Below are 24,384 nucleotides of genomic sequence, written 5' to 3' on the forward strand. Positions count from 1 at the left end.
TCCTTTGTACTCACCCTCTCGGGCTTTCCTCCGGGCGCTTCCTTCGTTCTTGTGTCTCCGACTCTATCAGACTCTTTCGGGCCTGACTCCCAGTCAGCGGGGTTTGTCTTCCGGGCTGTTGGGCCCTTCCGACTCCCAGAACTCTAGTGGATTTCCCGGGCGATTCATAATCGGCCTTCGGAAATGAATTCGGGCATGCCGAATACGTTCCCGGTGGGAGATCTTGCAGAGTTGGGTGCCGCAACGAGGCGGCGGGATTCGCTGTCTCCGAAACCCTTCGGCTCAGAGGCAACTCGAAGAACCTTACGGATCCGTGGGGTCCGTGTCAACCCCACGGCAACTCCCTGTCAACCCTCGTCGATCCGGGCCGATCCGGGCCGGGCCAGTGGGCCCGGCCCCCTGGTTCAGCTCGGGGACTGCAGGTCCTCTACGCGGTCCAGGAGGCGGGTGAGCATGTCGCCCAGCTGCCCGCGCTCCGCGGTGGAGAGGTCCTGGAGGAGGTCCTCCTCGAAGACCGTGGCCGCGCGCATGGCGTCCAGCCACTTGCTGCGGCCCTCCGCCGTGAGCTCCACGATCACCCGTACGCGGTTGTTCTCGTCGCGCTCCCGCGTGACCAGGGCTTCGGCCGTCATGCGGTCGATCCGGTGGGTCATCGCCGCCGGCGTGAGTCCCAGCTGCTTCGCGAGCTCGCTCGGGCCCATCCGGTACGGGGCTCCGGAGAGGACCAGGGCCTTGAGGACCTCCCACTCCGCATTGCTGATGCCCAGGGCCGCGGTCTGGCGGCCGTAGGCGACGTTCATCCGTCGGTTCAGGCGGCTCAGGGCCGATACGACCTTCTCCACCTGGGGGTCGAGGTCCTGGAACTCGCGCTGATAGACGGCGATCTGTTCGTCGAGGCTCGGCTCGTGGACGGGCGCAGTGCCGTCGGGGGTATCACCCATGGCCGAAGTATCGCACGAGCCCGTTGGCGTCTAACTCCTTCGATGTGTAGAGTTAAGGATCGAACTTTAGGGATGAAGTCTTGAGGCTTCAGCAATCAAGGTGGTGAGAAGTGACCAGGGTGATGGGCGCTGCGATGCGGAGGATCCAGGCCGGGAACGCGTTGACCGCGTTCGGTATCGGCTTCACGGTTCCGTTCCTGTACGTCTACGCGGCGAAGGTGCGAGAGCTGGACCCCATGTGGGCGACCGGTACGTTCATGGCGTTCGCCCTCGGTGCGCTCCTCGCGCTGCCCTTCACCGGGCGGGTGATCGACCGGCGCGGTCCGGTCCCCGTCGTCATCGGTGCTGCCCTCGTCGCCTCGTTGGGTGCGCTGTCGCTCGGTCTCTCCACGGGCGTGGTCGCGATCCTGCTCTCCGCGCTCGCCCTGGGCGCCGGCCAGGCCGTCATGCAGCCCGCGCTGGCCACGATGATCGTGCGCTGCTCCACCCCGTCCACCCGGACCCGTGCCTTCGCCCTCCAGTTCTTCATGCAGAACCTGGGTCTGGGCATCGGCGGTCTCATCGGCGGTCTCATCGTCGACGAGAGCCGTCCCGGCAGCTTCACCCTGCTCTTCGGCATCGAGGCCGTGATGTTCCTGGTGCTGGCCGGGGTCATCGCCTCCGTGCGGATGCCGCAGGTGCCTGCGATCAGCACCGCGCTGGCCAAGGACGCCGCGCAGCGGGGCGGCGGCTGGAAGCGGCTGATGGAGCACAAGGCGATGGTGCAGTTCTGCATCCTCGGTTTTGTTCTGTTCTTCGCCTGTTACGGGCAGTTCGAGTCGGGTCTCGCCGCCTTCGGTACCGAGGCCGCCGGGATCACCCCCTCCACCCTCGGTTTCGCGCTCGCCGCCAACACCGGCGCGATCGTGCTCGCCCAGTTCGTCGTGCTGCGGCTGGTCGAGAACCACCGCCGGTCGCGGGTGATCGCGCTCGTCGGCCTGATCTGGACCGGCGCGTGGATCATCGCCGCCTTCTCCGGTCTGGGACACGGCAGCGCGGTCATGGCCGCCGCCGCGTTCGTGACCACGTACGCGCTCTTCGGCATCGGCGAGGCCATGCTGTCGCCGACCCTGGCGCCGCTGGTGGCCGACCTGGCGCCGGAGGGCTCCGTGGGCCAGTACAACTCGGCCTTCGCGCTGGTCAAGCAGATGGCTCTGGCGCTCGGACCGCTCGGTGTGCCGCTGGCCGCGGGTCTGCCGATGCTCTACATCGGCGTCTTCGTCCTGGTCTCGCTCGGCATCGCCGGGCTGGCGCTGCGGCTCGGCAAGCAGCTGACGCCGGTGCAGGACAACCCGTCGCTGGCCCGGAGCACGGTCGTGGCCGGGTCGGTGGAGCAGGTGAAGGCCTCCGAGCCCATGCCCGCGCAGGTGTAGGCGTAGAGGCGTGTAGGTGTGTAGGTGTAGGTGTAGGTGTACGTGCGAAGGCCCCGGTCCGGTGACCGGGGCCTTCGTCGTGTCCGGCTACTTGTCCTTGTCGCGGTCCTTGTCGGGGAGCGCGAACTCGCACCAGACGGCCTTGCCGCCGCCCGGGGTGCGGCGCGAGCCCCAGGACGAGGCGATGGTGGCGACGATCGAGATGCCGCGGCCGGTCTCGTCGGCCGGCTCCGCGCGGCGGCGGCGCGGGAGGTGGTCGTCCCCGTCGGTGACTTCGATGATCAGGCGGCGGTCGGTGCGCCGCAGGCGCAGGCGCATCGGCGGGGTGCCGTGCTGGAGGGAGTTCGCGACCAGTTCGCTCGCGGCGAGGACGCCGAGGTCGCAGAGCTCCACGGGGAAGCGCCAGGAGGCCAGGACGCCCTGGGCGAAGGCGCGGGCGCGCGGGGCGGCCTCTACGCCGCCGAGGAGCTCCAGGGCGGCGTTGTGGAAGAGCTCGGCGTCGGCTCCGGTGCGGGCGGGCTGCTGGAGGACCATCACGGCCACGTCGTCGTCGTGGTCGGCGTCGACCCCCAGAGCGCGCATCAGGCGGTCGCAGATGACGGCGGGGGTGCCCTGGGCGCCGGAGAGGGCGCGTTCCAGGGCGGCGACGCCTTCGTCGATGTCCTCGCCGCGGCGTTCGACCAGGCCGTCCGTATAGAGGACGGCGGTGGAGCCGGGGCCCAGCGCGATCGTGCCCGAGGTGTGCAGCCAGCCGCCGGTGCCGAGCGGCGGGCCGGTGGGGTCGGCGGCGCGGCGGACGGTGCCGTCCTCGTCGCGGACCAGGATCGGGAGGTGGCCGGCGGAGGCGTAGGCGAGGAGGCCTTCGTTGGGGTCGTGGACGGCGTAGACGCAGGTGGCGATCTGGCTGGCGTCGATCTCGGCGGCGAGGCCGTCGAGGAGCTGGAGCACCTCGTGCGGGGGCAGGTCGAGGCGGGCGTACGCGCGGACGGCGGTGCGGAGCTGGCCCATGACGGCGGCGGCGCGGACCCCGCGGCCCATGACGTCGCCGATGACGAGGGCGGTGCGGCCGGCGCCGAGGGTGATGACGTCGTACCAGTCGCCGCCGACGGCGGCCTCGGTGCCGCCGGGCTGGTAGGTCGCGGCGACGCGCAGGTCGTCGGGCTGTTCCAGCTCCTGCGGGAGGAGGGAGCGCTGGAGGGTGACGGCGGCCTCGCGCTGGCGGCGCTCGCTGGCGCGCAGCCGCTCGACGGCCTCGGCGTGGTCGGTGACGTCGGCGAGGTGGATCAGGACGCCGGTGTGGTGGGCGGCGTCGTCGTCCGGGTCGGCGGAGTGGCCCGTGCCGGTGCCCGTGCGCTCGGCCGTGCCCGTGGGGCTGCCCGTGCCTTCTTCGGTGTCGGGCGCGGCCTTGGGGAACTCGATCGGGGTGCAGGTGACGGTGTACGAGCTGCCGCCGCCCGGCGCGGTGCGGTTCTTGGCGGTACGGGGCTTCCCGCTGCGCTGGACCTGGTCGAGGAGCGGGAGCAGCCCGAGCTCGCCCAGCTCGGGGAGGGCGAGGTGCGCGGGGGCGCCGGGGGCGCGGGCGCCGAACCCGGCGGTGTAGGCGTCGTTGACGTAGGCGACGCGGTGCTCGGGGCCGTGCACGAGGGCGACGAGGGCGGGGAGGCGGCCGAGGACGTCCCGTACGGAGAGCTCGTCGAGCGAGGGGGTGGGGCCGGCGGGGGTGCCCGTACCCGGCTGCGCACCCGCGGCGGTGGTTCCCGTACCGGTGCCGCGGACGGTGGGGTCGGCGGGGCCGCCGTCGGACGCGAGCCCGGAATGGCCGGCGGCGCCGCGGGCGGCCGGGACCGAGCCCTCGCCCCGTTTGGCCTGGGCGGCGGCGTGTTCGGACCGGGCGGCGGCGCGACGCTGCGTTCCGGGAAACCGGGCGCTCCAGCGCGTGAAGTTCACTGCTTTCTAGCCTCGTGGTGTCGCTCGTGGTCGCTATGTCACTCGGTGGCAATCGGGTGGCACTCGGATGTCACTCTGTGCAGGTGTGAGCCCACCTATGGTCACACGTCCAGTGTGGCCGAAGGCACTGCCGGCTTCAGCCCGCGCTCTTCTTCGGGGGTTCCTTGGGACCTCCGCCCGCGGCGAGTTCGAATTCTGCTCTGGGGTGTTCGAGGGATCCCAGGGAAACGATCTCGCGTTTGAAGAGACCGGAGAGCGTCCACTCGGCGAGCACGCGCGTCTTGCGGTTGAGGGTGGGGACGCGGCTGAGGTGGTAGGCGCGGTGCATCAGCCAGGCCGGGTAGCCCTTGAGCTTGCGGCCGTAGATGTGGGCGACGCCCTTGTGGAGGCCCAGGGAGGCCACGGAGCCGGCGTACTTGTGGGCGTACTCGGTGAGGAGTCCGCCGCGCAGGGACGAGACGAGGTTGTCGGCGAGGACCTTGGCCTGGCGGACGGCGTGCTGGGCGTTGGGGGCGCAGGGGACGCCCTTCTCCGCCGCCGTGATGTCGGGGACGGAGGCGGCGTCGCCGGCGGCCCAGGCGTGCTCGACTCCTTCGACGGTGAGGAAGGAGGTGCAGGCCAGGCGGCCGCGCTCGTTCTTGGGGAGATCGCTGGCGGCCAGGATCGGGTGCGGTTTGACGCCCGCGGTCCACACGACGGTACGGGTGGGGAAGCGGGCGCCGTCGCTGAGGACGGCCACCCGGTTCTCGCAGGATTCGAGGCGGGTCTCCAGGCGCAGGTCGATGCCGCGGCGGCGCAGTTCGCGGATGGTGTAGGTGCCCATCTCGGGGCCGACCTCGGGGAGGATCCGGTCGCTGGCCTCGACCAGCACCCATTTCATGTCCTCGGGTTTGACGTTGTGGTAGTAGCGGGCGGCGTAGCGCGCCATGTCCTCGAGCTCGCCGAGGGCTTCGACGCCCGCGTAGCCGCCGCCGACGAAGACGAAGGTGAGGGCGGCGTCGCGGAGGGCGGGGTCGCGGGTGGAGGAGGCGATGTCCATCTGTTCGATCACGTGGTTGCGCAGGCCGATGGCCTCTTCCACGGTCTTGAATCCGATGGCGTAGTCGGCGAGTCCCGGGATGGGGAGCGTGCGGGAGACGGAGCCGGGGGCGAGGACGAGTTCGTCGTACTCGATCTCGACGGGGCCTGCGCCCTCCTCCTCGGTGGCGAGGGTGACGACCGTCGCGGTGCGTTTGGCGTGGTCGATGCGGCGGGCCTCGCCGATGACGATGCGGCATTTGGCGAGGACGCGGCGCAGTGGAACCACGACGTGGCGCGGGGAAATGGAGCCCGCGGCCGCTTCCGGGAGGAAGGGCTGGTACGTCATGTACGGCTCGGGAGTAACCACCGTGACCTCGGCCTCGCCGGTTCTCAGCTTTCGCTGGAGCCGGAGTGCCGTGTACATGCCTACGTAGCCGCCGCCGACGATGAGGATCCGCGTACGGGGCGGGGTACCGGGGGCCGCGCCCCGGGAGTTAGCAGCCTTCACCACCCCATGACGCAACGTGGCCGGGAGTTTGTCCACAGGCCCGACAAATTGTGTGACCGGGCGGGGTGCTGGGACAGGGGTGTCGAAGTGTGTGGGTTGAGGGGAAGGTGTGCAGGTCAAGCGGTGCGGAAGCGGTGATTCCGGAGGCTTGGAACGGAAAAGTGAGGATGAATGCTCCGATCGGGCGGTGGTCCGTCCGGGGCGGCCTCTTCTGAATTGACTCTGGCTCAACTATGTTCGTATCTCGTCGAGGAGTAGGACCAGGGCCCTCATGACCGTGGCCCCCCTCGACGCGAAGGCGGGGAGTGTCTCCGGGGGGAGACAAATGATTACCGGGGGATACATATGAACATTTCCGATTTCCATGCTTCTGCGACCGCTCTGTCGTCCGCCACGTCCTCTTCGGAGAACAACGGCCGGCTGATGGCGAGCGGCGCAACCACGCACGGCGTGGGTCGTTCCACACCGCTGCGCGTCGATGCCCAGCGCAACCTCGAACACGTACTGCGCGCAGCTCGCGAGGTCTTCGGCGAGCTGGGCTACGGGGCTCCGATGGAGGACGTCGCCCGCCGTGCGCGGGTCGGCGTCGGCACCGTGTACCGGCGGTTCCCGAGCAAGGACGTCCTGGTCCGGCGGATAGCCGAGGAGGAGACCTCCCGGCTGACCGAGCAGGCCCGGACGGCGCTCGGCCAGGAGGAGGAGCCGTGGCAGGCGCTGTCGCGCTTCCTGCGCACCTCCGTGGCCTCCGGCGCCGGGCGGCTGCTGCCGCCGCAGGTGCTGCGGGTCGGCGGGCCCGGCGAGGACGAGGCGGATGCCGAGGCCGCGCGGGTGCCGCACCAGCGTCAGGCCGTCGTGGCCGGCGGAGTGCCCGAGCTGCGGGTGGTCGGTGCCACCTCGCGGATCGGCCACGACGACGAGCCCTCGGACGACGCGGGCGCCGGCGAACTGCTGGAGGTCGTCGGCCGTCTGGTGGACCGGGCCCGGGAGGCCGGTGAGCTGCGTGCCGACGTCACGGTGGCCGATGTCCTGCTGGTCATAGCCACGGCGGCGCCCGCGCTGCCGGACGCGGCGCAGCAGGCGGCGGCTTCGGCCCGGCTGCTCGACATCCTGCTGGAGGGGCTGCGGTCCCGGACGGTCTAGTCCGACTGGTTCGACTGGTCGGACTGGTCCGTCCAGTCCGACCGGTCCGACGTGGTCGTACGGACGGTCCTGGCAGGCCGTCCGTACGGGTCCGTCCCGTGCAGATGATGCGGGTCGCGGCCCACCGGGGCCGCGCGGGTCAATCGGGGACAGGTGGCGGGCGTTCGCTCGAACGGGTGGGGTGACGTACGGCAATTCGCCGGATTGTGCCCGGATGAGTGGATGGTGTGGAGACGGTCTCGGCGCGCGTCCACCGTGTGACACGCTGGATCGGTGTACCGGTTGAGTGTGTCGTGCGAGGGCTTCCGCGATGAGCGTTGACGGGCGGGAAGAGCCACGCGGTGGCGCCGGTGGCGAGGTCGAGGCGGGCAGCCTGCCCGCCCGGCAGGTTCCGGCGCAGCGCGAACCGGGCGGGAGACACGCCGCCGGGGCGAGCGGTGAGCTGCCGCCGTCCGACGGGGACTTGATCGCGCGGATGCGCGGCGGTGACGACGGCGCGTACGAGGAACTCTTCCGCCGTCACGCCGATGCCGTGCGCCGCTATGCCCGCACCTGCTGCCGCGACGGGCACACCGCCGACGATCTGACGGCCGAGGTGTTCGCGCGCACGCTCCAGGCGGTACGGGGCGGGGCGGGTCCGGACCAGTCGGTGCGGGCCTATCTCCTGACCACCGTGCGACGGGTCGCCGCGGCCTGGGCCAAGACGGCGAAGCGGGAGCATCTGGTCGAGGACTTCGCGCTGTTCGCGGAGCAGGCCTCCGGGTCCTCCGGTGACGGCGCGGTCGGGCTCACCGGGGACGACACCCTGGAACTCGGCGCCGATGTGCGGGCGATGCACGAGGCCGAGCAGTCGCTGGCCATGCAGGCCTTCCGGAGCCTGCCCGAGCGGTGGCAGGCCGTGCTCTGGCACACCACCGTCGAAGAAGCCTCGCCCAGCGCGATCGCCCCGCTCTTCGGGCTGAGCGCCAACGCGACCGCGGTACTGGCCAGCCGGGCCCGGGAAGGGCTCAAGCAGGCCTACCTGCAAGCCCACGTGTCCACCGCGCTGAGCTCCGGCGGGGACTGCGCCCGGTTCGCCGACCGGCTGGGGGCCTATGCCCGCGGTGGCTTGCGGATGCGGGCCGAGCGGGGGCTGCGCCAGCACCTGGAGGAATGCGCCCGGTGCCGGGTCGCCGCCGGGGAGCTCAAGGACGTCAACGCGGGCATTCCCGCGCTGCTGCCGGTCGCCGTCATCGGGTGGTTCGCCGCCGGGTACGCGGCCAAGGCGGCCGGAGTCGTGGCCGGCGGGGCCGTCGCCGCGGGCGGTGCCGGGGCCGCCGCGGCCGCCGTCGGCGGGTCGACCGCCGGTGCCGGAGCCGCGGGCACTGCCGGGGGCGCCGCCGCGGGTGGGGCCGCCGGGTCGGGCGGAGCTTCCGGGGTCGGCGGAGCGCTGGCTTCGGAAGGGCTGGGGCTTCCGGCCAAGGCCGCCATCGCCGCCGGGGTCGTGGTCGCCGCGGCCGCCGGGGTGGTCTTCGCCCTGACCGGCGAAGACGCCGATCCGCCCGCCCGCGCGCAGCCCGCTCCGAGCGTGGCCGCGCCGGTCGTGCCGGTGCCGCGGAGTTCGAGCCCGGCCGCGCAGGAGCCGAGCCCGTCGGAGGCGCAGCCGCCGCCCGCGCGAGGACCCGTACCGCCGCCGTCGAAGCCCGCGCCCCCGGCGAGCAGGGCTCCCGCCCCGCCGGCGCCCTCGCCGAGCCGGGAGCGGCCGTCGCCGAGCCCGAGCCCCACCCCGAGTCCGAAGGCGACCGCGAAGCCGAGCCCGACGCCCCCGCCGCCGGCGAAGGCCGCGGAGCCCTTCCGGCTCGCGGTGCTGGGCCAGTCCGCCTACGGGGATCACGAAGGCCCCGAGATCCGGACCTGGCAGAGCAGTTGGGTGTGGCAGCGCTGGGGGCTGAAGATCGGCGGGCAGCGCTTCGCGCACGGGATCACCGTCAGCCCCCGGTCCTCCGTGGAGATCGCCCTGAACCGGCAGTGCACGAACTTCTCCGCGCGGGCCGGTGTGGACGGGCTGGCGCTGCACACGGACGGCGAGGTGCGCTTCTCCGTCTACGGGGACGGGGAGCGGCTGTGGCAGTCCCGGGCCCTGGGCTACGAGGACGCCGCGGCGAACGTCTCCGTACCCCTCTCCGGGCACAAGACGCTGCGCCTGGTCGTGGAGCGTGCCGGCGGCGGCCGGCTGCCGACGCTGGCGAGCTGGGCGGACGCCGTCATCAGCTGTCGTTAGCTGTCGTTGAGCGGATGAGTGAGGGCTCGGGCGGCTTCGCTGACCAGGGCCGCCGCCTGCGACGGGGTGAGCGCGGCGCCCGCCGCCTCCGCACGGGCGTGGTCCCGGGCGCCGAGGGCGGCGCGGGTGCGGGCCGGGAAATCGGCCAGGGCCGTCGCCTCCGGGACCGAGCGCGGGTTGCCCGCGCGCCAGGCGGTGGCGGCCGCGAAGACCCGTACGGCCTCGGCCGGCCGGCCCACGTCGGCCAGCTGGCCGGCGGCGGTTTCCGCGAGGGCGGCCAGGACCCGTTCCGCGCAGTGCCCGGCCACCGCCGCGGCCAGGGCGGGTGCGATCCGGGCCAGTCCGGCCGCCGGGCCCTGCGCGCGGGCGGTCAGGAGGGAGTCGATGTTGTCGAGCCCCGCGCTGAGCTGCGGCGGCCCCGTGACCTTCCCGGCCTCGGCACGGGCCAGCTCGCACTCGGTGCGCGCCCGGTCGAGGTCGCCGCGGAAGAGCGCGAGCAGCGAGGAGATCAGCCGGCTGTAGGCGCGCACGTCGGAGGCCACGCCGTACTCGTCCGCCTCCCGGTCCGCCTGCGCCACCAGCCGCTCGGCGGTGGCGAACTCCCCCGCTGAGAAGGCCGCCTCGGCGATCCGCACGAGCGCGAAGGGCGCCTCGATGTAGGCCCCGACCTCGCGGGCCAGGCGCAGGCACTCCTCGTACTCCGCGCGGGCCTCGTCGTACCGGCCGCGCGAGAGCGCGAGTTCGCCGGCGGCGCTCGCGACCGTGGAGCGGGTCCATCGGTCGCCGACGCGGCCGGCGATCTCGCGCAGTTCGGCGATGTCCGCGTCGACGGTGGGCAGGCCGCCGGTGATGTCGATGGCCACATGGGTGCGGAGCATGAGGGTGACCCCCAGCTCCCAGTCGCCGCCGTAGCGGCGGCAGCTCTCGACGGTGGTGTCGAGGTGGGCGTGAAAGCCCAGGACGCCACCGGTGAGGTACGCGGCCATGGGCCAGAGCATGCCGGGGAACCGGGCGGTCTCGGGGCTGCCGTGGCGGAAGGCCTCGGTGATGCGGGCGCAGAGGGCGGCGTACTCCGGGGTGTCGAACTCCTCGATCGCACGGCCCTCGGCGAGCAGGAAGACGCGCAGGACGTGCAGGCGCATCAGGCTCCAGTACTCCGGGGAGCCCTCGGGCGGGTCGGGCGGGGTGATGGCGAGCACCTCGGCGGCCCACTCGGAGCCCTCGTCGCGGTAGTTGCGCAGCCACCAGAACCAGCCGAGGGCGAAGACGAGGCGGTGGGCGGTGGCGCTGTCGCGGTGGGCGACGGCGGTGTGGAGGGCGGCGCGGAGGTTGTCGAGCTCGGTCTCGATCCGGCGGATCCAGGGGAGCTGGTCGCCGGAGCGGATGTGGGGCTCGGCTTCTTCGGCCAGGGCCGTGAAGTGGGCGGCGTGGCGGAGGGCGGTGGGGGTGGCGCCTGGTGTGGGTGGGGCTGTTGTTGTGGATGGGGGTTGGTGGGCGGCCGCGTGTTCCGCGGCGCGTTCGGTGGCGTACTCGTGGATGGTTTCGAGCATGCGGTAGCGCATGCCGGCGGGGCCGGCCGGCTCGGCCAGGACGAGGGACTTGTCGACGAGGGAGCCCAGGAGGTCCGCGACGTCCAGGTCACCCTCCTCGGCGCAGACCGCCTCCGCCGCCGTCAGATCACAGCCTCCCGCGAAGACCGACAGGCGGCAAAGGACCGTGCGCTCGGGCTCGTCCAGGAGGTCCCAGGACCAGTCGACCACCGCCCGGAGGGTCTGCTGACGCGGCAGGAGCGTGCGGGAACCACTGGTCAGGAGCCGGAAGCGGTCGTCCAGACGGTCCGCGATCTGCCGCGGAGTCAACAGCCGAAGCCGGGCCGCCGCCAGCTCGATCGCCAGCGGCAGACCGTCCAGGCGGGCGCAGATCTCGGCCACGGCGGCCGGGTCCTCGGCGGGGGTGAAGCCGGGGCGGGCGGCGGCGGCGCGGTCGGCGAAGAGGCGGTGCGCGGGGGCGGGTGGCAGCGGCTCTACGGGGCGGATCGTTTCACCGGGGACGCCGAGGGGCTCGCGGCTGGTCGCGAGGATCCGTACGCCCGGGCAGTGCGCGAGGAGCCGGTCGGCGAGGTCGGCGGCGGCCGCGATGACGTGCTCGCAGTTGTCCAGGACGAGGAGCAGGCGGCGGTTGGCGCAGTGCTCCACGAGGAGGGTGGTCGCGTCTTCGGGGGCGGTCTTGTCGCGGACGGCCTTGTCGCGGACAGCTTTTTCGCGGACAGCTTTTTCGCGGGCTACGAGGCTGCCTTCGCGGAGGCCGAGGGCGCTGAGGACGGCGCCGGGGACGGCGGCGGGGTGGTCCAGGCGGGCCAGTTCCACCAGCCAGACCGGGTCGGGATGGTGGTCGGGGTGGCGGTCGGCGGTGTGGGGCGGCGCGGCGGCGTATTCGGCTGCCGCGTGCTCGGCCAGGCGGGTTTTCCCCGAACCTCCGGGGCCGGTCAGGGTGATGAGGCGCAGGCGGGCCAGGTCGGCCTGGAGGGCGGCCAGTTCGGGTTCGCGGCCGACGAAGGAGGTCAGGCGGGGGCGGAGGTTTCCCTGCGGGACGGGGACGGGGCCCGGGGGCGGGGGTGTCGGCCGGAGGAGTTCCGCGTGCAGGGCGGCCAGTTCGGGGCCGGGGTCCGCGCCGAGCGCGTCCGCGAGGGTGCGGCGGGTGCGGTCGTACGCGGCGAGGGCCTCGGCGGGGCGGCCGGCCGCGCGCAGCGCGCGGAGCTGCTGGGCGCGGAGGGGTTCGTCGTACGGGTACTCGTGGATCAGCGCCTCGATCTCGGGCAGCAGCGTCGCGGGAGCCGTGCGGCCGGAGCGCAGGTCGGCCTCGATGCGGTCGCGGAGCGCGGCCCTGCGGTGGGCCTCGGCGACGGCCGCGTGAGCGGTGCGGGCGGGCTCCGCGAGGTCGGCGAAGGCGGGGCCGCGCCAGAGGGCCAGGGCGGAGCGGAGGGTTCCGGCGGCGGTGGCGGGATCCTGGCCGGCCAGCTGCTGGGCGCCCAGACGGGCCAGCCGGGTGAAACGGTGCAGGTCCACCTCGTCCGGGCCGGCGACGGCCAGGCGGTAGCCGCCTGCGGGATCGGCGAGGACGGTGTCCCTGCCGCCGAGGGCGCGGCGCAGGCGGGCGACCAGGGCCTGGAGGGCGGCGGGGGCGTCCCGGGGCGGGTCGTCGCCCCAGACCTCGTCGATCAGGTCGGGGACGGGGACTTGGCCGTGGCTGTGGCTGGGGCTGGGGTCGGAGCCGGGGGCGGGGGCCGCCGTGGTCGCCATGGTCGCCGTGGGCGCCGTGGTCGCGGCGGAGCGGATCGCGAGGGCGGTGAGGAGGGCGCGGAGGCGGGCGCCGCCGAGGGGGAGTGGAGTGTTCGACCCGTCGCGGGCCTCGGTGTTGCCGAGGATGAGGTACAGCACGGGGTCATTCTGCACAGGTGGTGGGGGTTGGTGCCGAGCCGTTTCCGGCCGTGGCCTTGCGGCCCTGTGCGACTCCGCGCGGCGTTTTCGGCTGCGGCGCCGTGGCCGCGCCTCAAACGCCGGCGGGGCTTGATTTAGTACCGCGCCGCGGTCGGGTGCGGGCCGTGCCTTTGCCGCTCCCGCGCCGGCGGGGCTTGAGTTGATGCCGCGCCACGGTCTGGTGCGGGCCGCGCCTTGCCGCTCCCGCGCCGTTTCCGGCTGCGGCGCCGCGGCCGCGCCTCAAACGCCGGCGGGGCTTGAGTTGATGTCGCGCCGCAGTCGGGTGCGGGCCGCCGCCGGGCCGTGGTTGCCGGGCTGGGGCCGGGGGTCAGGACAGGGCTGGGCGGCGGGTGGGGAGGCCCTTGGGGACTGCTCGGCGGCGGGGGGTGGAGGTGCCGGTCCAGCAGGTGCCGCGGCGGGCCATCAGGCGGCCCAGCCACAGTTCCATGGAGACGAGTTCCGCGAGGCCGTCCAGCGGGACCGGGCGGCCGTCGGCGGCGTCGAGCAGGGCCTGGCGGACGACCCTGGCTTCGATGAGGCCCGCGTCCGCGAGGAGGGGGGTGGCGAAGAGGGTCAGGAGGGCGGGGAGGGCTGCGGTCAGGCCCAGGCGGGTCGCGGATTCGTTCGGGGCGTGGGCCGTCGCGCCCCAGCCGGGCGGGAGTTCGCGGACTCCGGCCGAGGACAGGACGCTGCGCAGGATCGCCGCCCGCGCGCCGGGCTGGACGCGCAGGGATTCGGGGAGGGCGCGGGCGGCCCGTACGACCTGGTTGTCCAGGAAGGGGGCGTGCAGGCGCTGGCTGCGGACCTCCACGGCCTGTTCGAAGACCCGGTGGTCGGCGGCGTGGCGGGCCAGGACGGCGCGGGCCCTGGCCTCCCCGGGGCGGAGCGAGAGGGGAGGTCGGGCCGCGGCGTTGTGGAGGCGGATCGATACCTCGGCCAGGGCTTCGCCCGTCAGCCAGGCAGCCGCCGGGCCCGGGCGGGACCAGGTCAGGGCCGCGAGCGAGGCGTCGACCGGGGAGGAGGAGGTGGCTCCCGTGACCGGACCCTCGCGCAGGCGGGCCGCGGCCGCCTCCATGCCCGCGCGGTACGGCGTACGGGCCAGGCGGCGGGCCGCCGAGTAGATGGAGAAGGGGACCAGGAGGGATTCCCCGGGGGCGGAGCGGGTGAGGGCGGCGACCGGGCGCAGCAGGTGGCGGCGGCGGCGGTCGAGGAGGAGGTCGGCCAGGCGGGCCGGGTGGGCGTCGAGGACCTGGCGGGCTCCGTGGCCGGTGAAGTGGTCGGCGGAGCCGGCGGCCAGGCGGCGCCGCTCGCGGGCGGCGGAGATGAGGGAGGGGCCCGGTTCGTCGGTGAGCGGGCCGTCGAGGTCGGCGTACGGGAGGGCTTCTTCGGCGGCGGCCACGACCACGTGGTGCAGGCGGGGGTTGGCGGCGATGGCGTGGGCGCGTTCCAGTTCGGCCTCGCGGCCCCGGGGGGTGGCGAGGTCGTTGAAGGTGACGGCCAGGAGTCGTTCGCCGGACTGTCTCACCACCGTGCCCGGGGCTCCGGGCAGTCCGGCGGCCAGGAGGGCGAGGGTGGCGGAGGCGCTGCCGCCGGAGAGGTCGGCGCCGACTCCGGGTACGGGGGCGCCGCGGGCCGCCCGCCGGTCGGCGGGGCCCATTCCGGGAACCGGCCCGGGATCGTGGGGCAGTGTGTCGGGGGCATGGCGGGGAGCCGTGAGCCGGGCGCGCACCGCGTCGACCAACGCTTCCCGTACGCCCTCCACCGCGCGCTCGGGGTCGGCCGTCGGGGCGGCCACCGCGAGGGAGGCCACCGGCTCGTACCCGGTGATCTCCCGCGAGCCCTCGCGCAGGATCAGCGCGTGGCCGGGCGGGATGCGGCGTACGCCGACGTACGGTGTGCCGTCGCCCAGCGCCTCCGGGCTGTCGGGGCAGGCCAGCAGGGCGGCGAGGTGGCCGATGTCGAGCTGCGCCTCGATGAGGTCGGCGAGCGGGAGGGCGGCGGTGGCGTACGCCGTGCCGCTCGCCCAGGGGGTGTAGAAGACGGGCCGGGCGCCCGCGAGGTCGCCGACCACGGTGATGCGGCGGCCGGCCTGGACGACGGCGGTGTAGCTGCCGGGCCACTGGGTGAGGTGGCGCAGGGCGCCGCCGCGGGCGGCGTAGAGGGCGCGGCGGAGTTCCTCGTCGGTGGCCCCGCAGCAGCCGAGGACGGCGAGCCGGGTGAAGGGGTCGGCGGGGTCGGCGGTGAGGGTGCGGATCTCGTCCGGGCGCCAGTCGCCGACGGCCCACAGGGGGTCGGGGTCGCCCCACAGGAGCTGGGCGCCGACGGGGACCACGGTGCGGTCGGCATCGGCGGCGCCCGGTTCGTCGGGGTGGTCCGCGTCGGCGAGGCCGCCGCGGAGGGGGCCGTCGCCCCGGCCGTCGCCATGGCCGTAGCCGTGGCCCGGGCCGTCACCGTTCCCGTAACCGGAGCCGTTCCCGTAGGAGGCGGACCCGTAAGAGGCGGACCCGTACCCGGAGCCGTATCCCCCCTGGCCAGAGCCTTGTGCAGGGCTCTGCCCCGCGACCCGTCCGGCCGTGCCGAAGCTCGCGGCGATACTGCTCCAACCCACCAACCAGCGCACCGCCGCCTCCACAGCCCGTGGGCACCTGACCGGGGTGCGAACCGCGCGGTCGGCGCTACTGGGCGCGGCCGGCGGGACCCCGGGTGGCTCGGGGTCCATGCTGCCACGTGACGGGCGTGCGAGAGTGGTTAAGGGGGGCGCACATGCAAACGAACACGCCCCGTCCATGCGGTATTTGGCGTTCCGTTCCCACCGTCCCATAGGTCGGTTTCGGCCATTCTTCGACCGTACTGCGGTCGTGCCGAAACCATCCTGCGGCCCTCCCGAGGCCGTACTCCGGCCGCCCTGCGGCCGTACCGCGGGCCCACCGGGCCCGGTGCGCTGAGCGCGGTCCGGGAGGCGGGATCCACCCCCCGGACCGTTCCGCCACCCGCGGGGATTGAGGCAGCGGCATCCCCCGGCCCGCCGGATTCACGCAGCGGGCCGACCCACGCACCGTCATCGAATCGCCGGGCCGGTGGAGCGGCCAGAGCGCACGGCCGGGCGCACGGCCACACGGGCGGAGCACGCCGCGACACGCGCGCCCCGGGCACGGGACCCCGCCCGACTGTGCATACGGACAACAATCCCGCCATACGGAACAGGGGGCCTTAACGCTTGGGAGGCGGGGAACTACGCTGGGTTTACGAAATGCCGGGCGCCTATGCCCCGGCGGCGTCTGCGTTCCGCGTGTGACGAGGGGTGGCGCATGTCCAGGGAGCTCCGCGAGCCCAATGAGAAGCTCGGCGCCGTCCTCGCCCTCGCGGGCATCAGCAACGCCGGGCTGGCACGCCGGGTCAACGACCTCGGCGCACAGCGCGGCCTGACGCTTCGGTACGACAAGACCTCGGTGGCCCGGTGGGTGTCGAAGGGGATGGTGCCGCAGGGCGCCGCCCCGCACCTGATCGCGGCCGCCATCGGCGCGAAGCTGGGCCGGCCCGTACCGCTGCACGAAATCGGTCTCGCGGACGCGGACCCGGCGCCCGAGGTGGGGCTGGCCTTCCCGCGGGACGTGGGGGCCGCCGTGCGCTCGGCCACCGACCTCTACCGGCTCGACCTCGCCGGACGCCGCGGCGGTGGCGGGATCTGGCAGTCGCTCGCCGGTTCCTTCTCGGTGTCGGCCTACGCCACACCGGCCTCGCGCTGGCTGATATCTCCCGCCGACGGCTCCGTGGCACGCGAACCGGGGCAGGGGCAGGGGCAGGGGCAGCAGCCTCATGGACAGCCGCACGGCCAGCCACACGGCCAGAGCCAGCGCCGCGGAGCCCCGTCCCACGCGACCGCTCCCTCGCGCGAACCGGTACCCGGCGCGGCCCCGCCGGAGGGGCTTCCGGCGCCGCCGGGCGCCCTTGTCGGGGGTGTGCCCGCCCAGCCTTCCGGTGAAACGCCCGCGCCCCCCGCCCCCGAGGCCGGCCCGCAGCGCGTGGGCCACAGCGACGTGACCAAGCTGCGCGAGGCCGCCGAGGACGCCCGCCGCTGGGACTCCAAGTACGGGGGCGGCGACTGGCGTTCGTCGATGGTCCCCGAGTGCCTGCGGGTGGACGCGGCGCCGCTGCTGCTCGGCTCCTACACCGACGAGGTGGGCCGCGCGCTCTTCGGCGCGACCGCCGAACTGACCCGGCTGGCGGGCTGGATGGCCTTCGACACCGGCCAGCAGGAGGCGGCCCAGCGGTACTACATCCAGGCCCTGCGCCTGGCCCGCGCCGCAGCCGACGTACCGCTCGGCGGGTACGTGCTGGCGTCGATGTCGCTGCAGGCGACGTACCGGGACTTCCCCGACGAGGGTGTGGACCTCGCGCAGGCCGCCGTCGAGCGCAACCGGGGCCTGGCCACCGCCCGCACCATGAGCTTCTTCCGCCTGGTCGAGGCCCGGGCGCACGCGAAGGCGGGCGATTCGGCGGCCGCCGGGTCCGCGCTGCGGGCCGCCGAGGGCTGGCTGGAGCGGGCCCGGGAGGGCGACGGGGATCCGACCTGGCTGGGCTTCTACTCCTACGACCGCTTCGCGGCGGACGCGGCCGAGTGTTACCGGGACCTCAAACTCCCGCGCCAGGTAAGGCGATTCACAGAACAGGCACTTTCGCGGCCGACCGAGGAGTACGTACGCTCGCACGGGCTGCGGCTCGTCGTGAGCGCGGTGGCCGAGCTGGAGTCGGGGAACCTCGACGCGGCCTGCGCGGCCGGTACCCGGGCGGTGGAGGTCGCGGGCCGGATCTCGTCGGCCCGGACCAACGAGTACGTACGGGACCTGCTGCACCGGCTGGAACCGTACGGGGACGAACCGCGCGTCGCCGAACTGCGCGAGCGGGCCAGGCCTCTGCTGGTGACCCCGGCATAGGCCCCGCGTGGCCTCGTTGTCAGTGGCGGGGTGCACTATGCAGGGGTGGGAGGTGTCAGCGTGGGCGGCTTGGGCAGCATGGGCAGGGTGGACTGCGACGTGCTGGTGATCGGCGGCGGAATCGTCGGCCTGTCGACGGCGCATGCCCTCGCCAGACTCGCGCCGGGGACCCGTGTGGTCGTCCTGGAGAAGGAGGACGGCCCCGCCCGGCACCAGACAGGCCGCAACAGCGGTGTGATCCACAGCGGCATCTACTACAAGCCCGGTTCGCTCAAGGCGCGCTTCGCGGTGCGCGGGGCGGCCGAGATGGTCAAGTTCTGCGCGGAGCACGGCATCCCGCACGAGGTGACCGGCAAGCTCATCGTCGCCACCGGCCGGGACGAGCTGCCGCGCCTGCACGCGCTCGTCCAGCGCGGCCGGGAGAACGGCATCCCGGTGCGCGAGCTGGGCCCGACGCAGATCGCGGAGTACGAGCCGGAGGTCCGCGGGCTCGCCGCGATCCACGTGGGGACCACCGGGATCGTGGACTACGGGCGGGTCACCCGGCAGCTGGCGGAGTCCTCTGGCGCGGAGATCGTCTACGGCGGCGCGGTGGACCTGATCTCGCGGCGCGCCTCGGGGGTGGCGGTGCGGACGACCACCGGCCTGGTGGTGCGCTCCCGCGTGCTGGTGAACTGCGCGGGGCTGCAGTGCGACCGGATCGCCCGGCTGGCCGGTGACGACCCGGGCATGCGCATCGTCCCGTTCCGCGGCGAGTACTACGACCTGGCCCGGCCCGAGCTGGTGCGCGGGCTGGTCTACCCGGTGCCGGACCCGGCGTTCCCCTTCCTCGGCGTCCACCTGACCCGGGGCATCGGCGGCGGGGTCCACGTCGGACCGAACGCGGTGCCGGCGCTGGCGCGCGAGGGGTACGGCTGGGGCATCGTCCGGCCGCGGGACCTCGCGGACGAGCTGGCCTGGCCGGGCTCCTGGCGGATGGCCGCGCGCCACTGGCGGTACGGGGCGGGCGAGATCCGGCGGTCGGTGTCGAAGCCCGCCTTCCTGGAAGCGGTACGCAGACTCCTGCCGGCGGTGACCGCGGCGGACCTGGTGGCTTCGGCGGCCGGGGTGCGGGCGCAGGCCGTGCTGCGGGACGGGACGCTGGTGGACGACTTCCTGATCCGGGAGGCACCGCGGACGGTGCACGTGCTGAACGCGCCGTCGCCCGCGGCCACCGCCTCGCTGCCCATCGGGCGGGAGATCGCGGGCCGGGCGCTGACCGCGCTGCGCGCGGCGTAGGCCGCCCTTCCGGATCCCCTTCCGGATCCTGCCGGGCGCGGCAGCCCCGGGGGCGCCCGCGTAGAATCGGGCGCATTGTGGCTGACTCTCAAAACCCCCCGCACCCCGCCCCGGAAACCGCGCCGGAAACCGCGCCGGAGGCGACCACCTACACGCCCCCGAAGTGGCGGACCGAGCCGCGGTTCCCCGACGGGCCCGCGCCCGATCCGGCCGGCTCGCACCACGAACGGCGGATCCGGAGCTTCCAGCCCCGGCGCAGCCGGGTGACCACCGGGCAGGGCGAAGCCCTGAAGCGGCTCTGGGGGACCTGGGGACTCGACATCGACGGGCACGAGGTCCTCGATCTCAAGAAGATGTTCGACGGGCTTCCCGTCGTCCTCGAGATCGGCTTCGGCATGGGCGAGGCCACCGCGCAGATGGCCGCCGCCGATCCCGGCACCGGGATCCTCGCCGCCGACGTGCACACCCCCGGGCAGGGCAACCTGCTCGCCCTCGCCGAGCGCGGCGGGATGACCAATGTGCGCGTCGCGAACGGCGACGCCATCATCCTGCTCCGCGAGATGCTGCCCCCGGACTCCCTCGCCGGGCTCCGCGTGTACTTCCCCGACCCCTGGCCGAAGGCCCGCCACCACAAGCGGCGGCTGATCCAGCCCGAGTTCCTCGCGCTGGCCGCCACCCGCATGGCGCCCGGGGCGGTCCTGCACTGCGCGACCGACTGGGAGCCGTACGCCGAGCAGATGCTCGAAGTGCTCACCGCGCAGCCCGAGTTCGAGAACACCCAGGCCGACGGCGGCTATGCGCCCCGCCCCGACTTCCGGCCCCTCACCCGTTTCGAGGGCCAGGGTCTCGACAAGGGCCACGTCGTACACGACTTGCTGTTCCGCCGCACGGGTAACGCGGAGAACTGACAACGTCACTCCGTGTGTCCGCGCGGCTCGGTAGAGTCATCGCGTGTCCCGAGCGACCCGACTGTTCCGTGTGCTGCGCGTGCTCCCCATGCCGCGTGTGCGTGTGTACGTACTCGTGGTGCTGCTCGCCGCGTCCGGCGTCGCGATCCTGGAGCTCGTACGGGAGCAGACGGGCACGCCCGGGTTCCTCGTCGGTCTCGCCCTGGCCCTGCTGCCGGTGCCGCCGCTCATGGCGGCCTTCCGGTGGCTGGGCCGGGCCGCCCCGCATCCGTGGGCGCAGCTGCTGTTCTGCTTCGGCTGGGGTGCCTGCGCCGCCGCGCTGATCGCCATACTGGCCAACAGTTTCGCCACCGAGTGGATAGCCGCGGCCACCGCCGATCCCTCCCATGCCGATCGGCTCGGCTCGGTGGCCATCGCGCCGCTGGTCGAGGAGACCGCCAAGGCGGCGGCCCTCCTGCTGGTGTTCCTGTTCCGCAGACGCCAGTTCACCGGCCCGGCCGACGGTTTCGTGGTCGCCGGTTTCACCGCTGTGGGCTTCGCCTTCACCGAGAACATCCTCTATCTCGGCAATGCCTTCGACGAGGACGCCGCCAACGGCACCGAGGTGCTGAACTCCGTGACGGCCGCGACGTTCTTCGTCCGGGTCGTCATGTCCCCCTTCGCCCATCCGCTGTTCACCGTGCTCACCGGCCTCGGTTTCGGTGCGGCCGCGCTCAGCGTCCGCCGGGCCCGCCGGATCGGGCTGCCGCTGCTGGGACTTGCCCCGGCCATGGGGCTGCACGCGCTGTGGAACAGCTCCTCGGACCTCGGTGAGTCCGGCTTCTACGTGGTCTACGGCTGCGTGATGGTCCCGGTGTTCGGGATCCTGGTCTGGCTGGCCGTGTGGCTGCGACGGCGCCGCCTGCGCACGGTCGCCGCGGAACTCGCGGTGTACGCGGCCGCCGGCTGGCTCGGCCGCGCCGAGGTGCCCGCGCTGGCTTCGGTGCCGGCGCGTTCGCTGGCCCGCCAGCTGGCCCGCGGCGTGGGGGGCCGCCCTGCCGCGCGGGCAGTCGCCCGGTACGAGGCCGACGCGGTGGCCCTCGCCCTGCTACGCCACCGGGCGCGCAGCGGTGGTCCGGTCGGCGAGCCGGATTTCGCCCTCCGGGAGCGGGAGTTGCTGAGCCGGCTGTGGCTGCGCCGGGCGACGGCGGGCCCGGCGCTGTGCCGGGCGGCGGTCCTGGAGGAGCTGCTGCCGCCCTCCTTCGACGCCCTGGGCTCGGCGGACCCGTTCGAGGCGGCGGACGCCTTCGGGACGGCGGACCGCTTCGAGGCGGCGGCCCGTTTCGCCCCGGCGGACCGTTTCGCCCCGGCCGCCGACCGCTTCGGGACGGCGGGAGCGGGCCGGCCCGCGCTGGCCGGCGTACCGGCTCCGCGGGGGCCGTACGGCCTCAGACGTTCAGGCCCCGTGCCGTCAGCCACGCCAGCGGGTCCACCGTAGAGCCGCCTTCGCGCACTTCGAGGTGGAGGTGGGGGCCGGTGACGTTGCCGGTGGCGCCGACGCGGCCGATGGTGTCGCCCGCCGCGACGGTGCCTCCGGTCACGGACATCGAAGACAGGTGGCAGTACCAGATCTCGGTGCCGTCGGGGAGTTCCAGCACGATCCGGTAGCCGTACGCGCCGGACCAGCCGGCCGAGGTGATCTTGCCGCTGCCGACCGCCTTGACCGGGGTGCCGGTCGGGGCCGCGAAGTCGAGGCCGGTGTGGTGCCCGGAGGACCACATGGAGCCGGCGTCCCCGTAGTGCGAGGTGAGGGTGTAGGCGGAGGTGGGCAGGGAGTAGCTGCCGGCCACCGCGGCGGCCTCCTGCTTGGCCTTGGCCTCGGCGGCCGCCTTGGCCTCCTCGGCCTCGCGCGTTTCCTTGGCGGCCTGTTCGGCCGCAGCCGCCTCGGCCGCCTTGCGCGCGGTCTCCTGGGCCGCGTGCGCGTCCTTGGCGGCGGCCTCCTGGGCGATCCGCTCGGTCTCGGCGCGCTCCTGGGCCGCGGCGGCCTCCTGCTGGGACCCCGCCTGCTGGAGGATGCGGCTGCGCAGGAGCTCACCGGCGTCGTTGCTCCGGTCGGCCTGTCGCGGGATGAGGCCGGTCCGCTGCACGGCCGCGGCGTCCGCGTGCCCGTCCGACTGCCCGTCGGCGTGCTGCGCGTCGGCGTCGCCGCTGCCGCCCAGCACCTCGGGCAGGGACGGCAGGGAGGGCAGGGTGATGGCCACCTGGGGGCGGTCCTGCGCGGTGGCGATGCCGCCCGCGCCGACCGCCGCGATGACACCGACCCCGAGGACGGTGGAGGAGCGGGCGAGTCCCCCGCGCTGCTTGAGGACGCGGTGCTTGCCGCGCAGCGGCCGGGCCGAGTCCTCGGTCGGGTTCCACTCGCCCCAGGCGCCGGCGGTGGGCGGCTCCTGGACTTCGATGCCTTCAGGGGCAGGCGAGTTGGAGGCCACCGGGGCACACTCCTCATGGACACGCACGCGCACGGCGCCATCTCTTGCGACGGCTGGGACGACCGCGCTGCGTTATCGAACGGTAATAGAAGAAGGGGAGTGATTCCAAGCAGTTGCGATTGATCGTTAACGACAATCAGCCACTCCCCGAACGGCTATGGCCAGGACTTTTACCCGCACCCCCGGATCAACTGGGGCAAAAATTGGCCGACTCCCCCGCCTCTCCCGCCACATCTTCACATTGACGGCTCGTCAGGAACCTTGCTGAACGCGCCCCTTCGATTACGTTCGGCTACGCCCGGTTGTCTTTCGGCACCACCGGCACCGTCCGCCGCCGGTCCTGCTGCCGCTCCCCCGGCCGCGCGACGGCCAGCAGCGCCATGTCGTCCGTGGCCTCACCGCCCGTATGACGGCGTACGTCGCTGCCGAGCGCGCTCAGGAGTTCGTCGGGCCCGGAGAAGACCCGCCCGCGCAGCCGGTCCGCCGGATCGTAGAAGGTCCCCGACCCGTCCCGGGCCTCCGTCAGCCCGTCCGTGTACAGGAGCAGCGTGGCCCCCGCCGGGAACGGCCACTCCTGCACCCGGTCCGGCCAGCCGCCCAGGTCCCCCATGCCCAGCGGCAGCGCCGGCTCGGCGGGGGCCAGCACCGCCAGGCCGCCGTCCGCGTACAGCAGCAGCGGCTCGGGATGGCCCCGGTTGACGAGCCGCAGCACGCCTGCGCCCGGCGGGATCTCGCCGAGCACGCACGTGGTGAACCCCTCCACCGCGTCCAGGCTGTCGCGCCGGTTGCCCTCGCGGGCCAGCGCCCGCTCCAGCCGCTGCGCCACCGCCTCCAGCGAGGGCTCGCTCTCCGCCGCCTCCCGGAAGGCCCCGAGGACCACCGCCACGGCCTCGACCGCCCCCAGCCCCTTCCCCCGTACGTCGCCCACCGCGAGGCGGACCCCGTACGGGGTGTCCTGCACGGCGTAGAGGTCGCCGCCGATGAAGGCGTCCGCCTGCGCGGCCTCGTAGGAGGCGGAGACGTGCAGTCCCGCGATCCGTTCGGCGGGCGTCGGCAGCACGGCGCGCTGCGCGGCCTCGGCGATCCCGCGCGCGGAGGCGAGCTGCGCGCCGCTGCGCCGCACCACGGTGTTGATCAGCGTGGCCAGCCCGGAGACGGTCAGCACGGTGGCCAGCTCGGTCAGCGCCTCCACCTGCCAGGTGGTGCCGTGGTAGATGTGCAGCAGGATCACGGTGACCGTGGACAGGGCCCCGATCAGCGCGGTGGAGCGCAGGGTGAACAGGGGTGCGGCGATCAGCGGGGCCGCGGAGAAGAAGGGGGAGCCGGTGAAGCTGGGCGGAGTCAGGAGGTCAAAGAGGAGACCGACGACGATCAGGGTGAACGGGAGCGTGCTGACGATCCGTCGGACCACGTTGCTGCCGGCGGCCGCGCCGAACACGCGCCCACCCCTGCCCTGCCGGCCCAGCCGCACCACGCTGCTCTCCTGCCGCCCGGTCCCTCGCACGGGTGCGGGCCCGCCGCCGCCTCGCCCCCCAAGGCTGTCCGCAGGAGGGCCCGTTCGGCGACCCGGACCGGACCGTTCGGGTGACGGGAGCGGAGTACGACGAAGGCCCGGCCCCCCTAAGGGGACCGGGCCTTCGTACTGAGTAGCGGGGGCAGGATTTGAACCTACGACCTCTGGGTTATGAGCCCAGCGAGCTACCGAGCTGCTCCACCCCGCGTCGGTAAACCCAACTCTACGCCATCCGGGGGGAGGGCTTCGCCAATTAACGTCCGCACCCCTCCCAAACGGGCATCGCCGCAGGTCAGAGCCTTGAAACCGGGTTTCCCACGGCTGCTGGGGCCGAGCTCCCGAGGTCAGTGGGGTCGGCCCGGAAACGACTGAGCGCCCCACCCGGCCGGAGCCGGGTGGGGCGCTCAGTAGCAGGCCCAGGGGGATTGACCCCCGCCTGCGAGCAGTAGGCCATGTCGGACTCGAACCGACAACCAACGGATTAAAAGTCCGCTGCTCTGCCAATTGAGCTAATGGCCCCTGGTGTGCTCACCCCAGAGCATAGCCGCAGAGCGCCGGGCAGCCGATCGCATATCGGCT

14 protein-coding genes and 2 tRNA genes are annotated in these 24,384 nt (G+C 73.7%); 7 read left to right on the forward strand and 9 right to left on the reverse strand.

Going from position 1 to position 24,384, the window contains the following annotated elements; translation table 11 throughout:
- Positions 1-404: 404 nt before the first annotated feature.
- Complete coding sequence (locus OHU74_RS16790; RefSeq protein ID WP_371616661.1) at positions 405-941, reverse strand: MarR family winged helix-turn-helix transcriptional regulator; 537 nt, start codon at positions 939-941, stop codon at positions 405-407.
- 122 nt (positions 942-1,063) lie between these two features.
- Here OHU74_RS16790 and OHU74_RS16795 point away from each other — a divergent pair, with 122 nt between their 5' ends.
- On the forward strand, positions 1,064-2,353 hold the full coding sequence (locus OHU74_RS16795) for an MFS transporter (protein ID WP_371619711.1): 1,290 nt from the start codon (positions 1,064-1,066) through the stop codon (positions 2,351-2,353).
- Positions 2,354-2,440: 87 nt separating this feature from the next.
- Here OHU74_RS16795 and OHU74_RS16800 read toward each other — a convergent pair whose 3' ends face one another.
- Positions 2,441-4,300 (reverse strand): SpoIIE family protein phosphatase, encoded by a 1,860-nt coding sequence (locus OHU74_RS16800; protein ID WP_371616662.1) that lies wholly within the window; start codon positions 4,298-4,300, stop codon positions 2,441-2,443.
- 136 nt (positions 4,301-4,436) lie between these two features.
- The gene (locus OHU74_RS16805; protein WP_371616663.1) at positions 4,437-5,831 is read right to left on the reverse strand and encodes an NAD(P)/FAD-dependent oxidoreductase; all 1,395 of its coding nucleotides are present in this window, start codon (positions 5,829-5,831) and stop codon (positions 4,437-4,439) included.
- A 342-nt stretch (positions 5,832-6,173) separates the two neighbouring features.
- On the opposite strand from OHU74_RS16805, the gene OHU74_RS16810 reads away from it, so the two are divergent.
- Both OHU74_RS16810 and OHU74_RS16815 read left to right on the forward strand, forming a co-directional pair.
- Entirely contained in the window at positions 6,174-6,968 is a 795-nt protein-coding gene (locus OHU74_RS16810) for a helix-turn-helix domain-containing protein (RefSeq protein ID WP_330297241.1), read from the forward strand.
- 310 nt (positions 6,969-7,278) lie between these two features.
- Positions 7,279-9,228 (forward strand): sigma-70 family RNA polymerase sigma factor, encoded by a 1,950-nt coding sequence (locus tag OHU74_RS16815; RefSeq protein ID WP_371616664.1) that lies wholly within the window; start codon positions 7,279-7,281, stop codon positions 9,226-9,228.
- On the opposite strand, the gene OHU74_RS16820 is transcribed toward OHU74_RS16815, so the two are convergent.
- The gene (locus tag OHU74_RS16820) at positions 9,225-12,665 is read right to left on the reverse strand and encodes a BTAD domain-containing putative transcriptional regulator (protein WP_371616665.1); all 3,441 of its coding nucleotides are present in this window, start codon (positions 12,663-12,665) and stop codon (positions 9,225-9,227) included. The two genes, OHU74_RS16815 and OHU74_RS16820, sit on opposite strands and share 4 nt — an antisense overlap.
- Positions 12,666-13,032: 367 nt before the next feature.
- Positions 13,033-15,324, reverse strand: coding sequence for an asparagine synthase-related protein (locus OHU74_RS16825; RefSeq protein ID WP_371616666.1), 2,292 nt, complete (start codon positions 15,322-15,324; stop codon positions 13,033-13,035).
- Between the two features lie 688 nt (positions 15,325-16,012).
- On the opposite strand from OHU74_RS16825, the gene OHU74_RS16830 reads away from it, so the two are divergent.
- The 4 genes from OHU74_RS16830 to OHU74_RS16845 all read left to right on the forward strand — a co-directional run bounded on the left by OHU74_RS16830 (position 16,013) and on the right by OHU74_RS16845 (position 21,301).
- Entirely contained in the window at positions 16,013-17,638 is a 1,626-nt protein-coding gene (locus tag OHU74_RS16830; protein ID WP_371616667.1) for a sporulation protein, read from the forward strand.
- Between the two features lie 78 nt (positions 17,639-17,716).
- Positions 17,717-18,916, forward strand: coding sequence for an L-2-hydroxyglutarate oxidase (gene lhgO, locus OHU74_RS16835; RefSeq protein ID WP_371619712.1), 1,200 nt, complete (start codon positions 17,717-17,719; stop codon positions 18,914-18,916).
- A gap of 74 nt (positions 18,917-18,990) precedes the next feature.
- Complete coding sequence (gene trmB / locus OHU74_RS16840) at positions 18,991-19,824, forward strand: tRNA (guanosine(46)-N7)-methyltransferase TrmB (protein WP_371619713.1); 834 nt, start codon at positions 18,991-18,993, stop codon at positions 19,822-19,824.
- 88 nt (positions 19,825-19,912) lie between these two features.
- Complete coding sequence (locus OHU74_RS16845) at positions 19,913-21,301, forward strand: PrsW family intramembrane metalloprotease (RefSeq protein ID WP_371619714.1); 1,389 nt, start codon at positions 19,913-19,915, stop codon at positions 21,299-21,301.
- On the opposite strand, the gene OHU74_RS16850 is transcribed toward OHU74_RS16845, so the two are convergent.
- The 4 genes from OHU74_RS16850 to OHU74_RS16865 all read right to left on the reverse strand — a co-directional run bounded on the left by OHU74_RS16850 (position 21,252) and on the right by OHU74_RS16865 (position 24,324).
- A complete protein-coding gene (locus OHU74_RS16850; protein WP_371616668.1) occupies positions 21,252-22,292 on the reverse strand; it encodes a M23 family metallopeptidase in 1,041 nt (346 codons plus the stop codon). The two genes, OHU74_RS16845 and OHU74_RS16850, sit on opposite strands and share 50 nt — an antisense overlap.
- A 292-nt stretch (positions 22,293-22,584) precedes the next feature.
- Complete coding sequence (locus OHU74_RS16855) at positions 22,585-23,766, reverse strand: PP2C family protein-serine/threonine phosphatase (RefSeq protein WP_371616669.1); 1,182 nt, start codon at positions 23,764-23,766, stop codon at positions 22,585-22,587.
- A 173-nt stretch (positions 23,767-23,939) separates the two neighbouring features.
- Positions 23,940-24,013, reverse strand: a tRNA-Met gene (locus tag OHU74_RS16860).
- A gap of 238 nt (positions 24,014-24,251) precedes the next feature.
- A tRNA-Lys gene (locus OHU74_RS16865) sits at positions 24,252-24,324 on the reverse strand.
- Positions 24,325-24,384 lie beyond the last annotated feature (60 nt).

The sequence above is a fragment of the Streptomyces sp. NBC_00454 genome, assembly GCF_041434015.1.
In the GTDB taxonomy this organism is placed as follows: domain Bacteria; phylum Actinomycetota; class Actinomycetes; order Streptomycetales; family Streptomycetaceae; genus Streptomyces.